The sequence below is a fragment of the Bathymodiolus platifrons methanotrophic gill symbiont genome, from assembly GCF_002189065.1.
Classification (GTDB): domain Bacteria; phylum Pseudomonadota; class Gammaproteobacteria; order Methylococcales; family Methylomonadaceae; genus Methyloprofundus.
Map to the genome: position 1 here is coordinate 1 of NZ_BDMN01000402.1, position 1,530 is coordinate 1,530.

The window sequence follows — 1,530 nt, forward strand, 5'->3', positions numbered from 1 at the left end:
TAGTAGTAATATTACTACAAACTACTACAAAAAAAGTAACTACTCAGCGTAATTTAAACTCATAACAGATTGATTTAAAATAATAATTAATGTATCTCTCTGAATTTTAGTCCAATTTTCACCCATTTTTAAAGGTGAAAATGACTAAAGTCAGGTTAAATTAAAATATATCCATTTGATTTTAAAGTTAAAAAACACGCTGAGTAGTTACTACTAATTAAAAATTACAACTGTTAGCACTTGTTTCATCTATCATGAAAGCTTCGCCTTCCTCTGAGTCCCATCCCTCATGCTTACCATCAACACGCCATAGTCTCTGACTAATAGTATCTCTATGCGCAGTATAATTATTGTTCCACGTATATTCCCAGCCAGTTGTCCGAGTGTGTCTTTCACGCCCCCCCATGCTATGCTTACTTTGTACACGAAACCAATGTGGCGTGAGTGTTGGGTCCCAGCTTATTGATTCATTTCCGATATCCACCTCCCCTGGTGGAAAACAATTCGCTCTACTAACTGTATGAACGTCCGCATTGGAAGCACCGCTAAACGCTAGTAAAATTACACCAATACTCAATAAATTTTTCGATTTTTTCATTACAATTTCCTATTTACAAAGTGAGAATCTGTCTCATCAGTACAGCGTGATTAATCACTGCAGACGCTTCTCAGCGTTTCGACTTGCTGGGTTTAAACTTCTAATACGTCATAAAAAAGCGGGTGGTCCAGATTCGGAGCCCCCGCTTTTTATGCTTTAATCCGCTGGGATAGATCGTGCCAATTCTAGGAGTCTCTGTTTCACCCCCTCATCCTTAGCCCCGTTTTTCTCAGCATACAGTACGTACTTTTTTGAATCCGTTGCCCAAGAGACTAAAGATACAGCTGCCCCTGAATTACTCACATTAACTCTGTACATCGCAGGTATACCGTTAACATCCTCATTAATTAACTCCTGAGTCATTTGTATGCGACCTCTACTCGTAATATAATCAGTCTCACTCAGTTCCACCACTCCCAAATCATCGAATTTATAAAAACGGGATATATCTGTCCATTTTCCGTCATGATTAGTGCCTCCAGTGTGTGCGCCAAGTAGTTCCCCATCATTAAATGGCGTACCCTCTAAGTTTGCAGGTTCTTTAACCAGTTGGTTAGCGGCATCTTCATAAGATAACATCAGATGTTTAAGTCTAGGCTCAAGGGCTGTCGAAATTTGGCGTACATCTGCTTCCTCAGCTGACGCGTATCCTCGTTCTGCCATCTCTTCAACAGCCGCTGTCAGCCCCGGACGGGATGATAGTCTCCAGAAGGCGCAGGGAAATTTGCCAATCCGAAGTGCGCGATAGCGCGCGAGGGAGGCTAAAATTTTATCCCGAATAGCCGTAGAGCCATTTGAGGTAGCCATGACTGAGCTGCTTTGTGCTCAGTCTGTGGCGGACGCAGGGCGGCTGGAGCATCTCCTATTCGCTGCGTAGGTGAACGAATTACGGCGACAGGAGTCCCGGAATTTCGTGAGGTAGCATGGCGCGC

2 protein-coding genes are annotated in these 1,530 nt (G+C 42.9%); both read right to left on the reverse strand.

From position 1 onward, the window contains the following. Nucleotides 1-217 precede the first annotated feature (217 nt). The gene (locus CDZ78_RS18270) at nt 218-598 is read right to left on the reverse strand and encodes a hypothetical protein (protein WP_087871263.1); all 381 of its coding nucleotides are present in this window, start codon (nt 596-598) and stop codon (nt 218-220) included. Nucleotides 599-754: 156 nt separating this feature from the next. After that, nucleotides 755-1,405, reverse strand: coding sequence for a hypothetical protein (locus CDZ78_RS18275; RefSeq protein WP_087871264.1), 651 nt, complete (start codon nt 1,403-1,405; stop codon nt 755-757). Nucleotides 1,406-1,530 lie beyond the last annotated feature (125 nt).

Bases quoted from the DNA above. Each gene is read 5' to 3' on its own strand.
- CDZ78_RS18270 (WP_087871263.1), bottom strand. From the start codon at position 598: ATGAAAAAATCGAAAAATTTATTGAGTATTGGTGTAATTTTACTAGCG.
- CDZ78_RS18275 (WP_087871264.1), bottom strand. From the start codon at position 1,405: ATGGCTACCTCAAATGGCTCTACGGCTATTCGGGATAAAATTTTAGCC.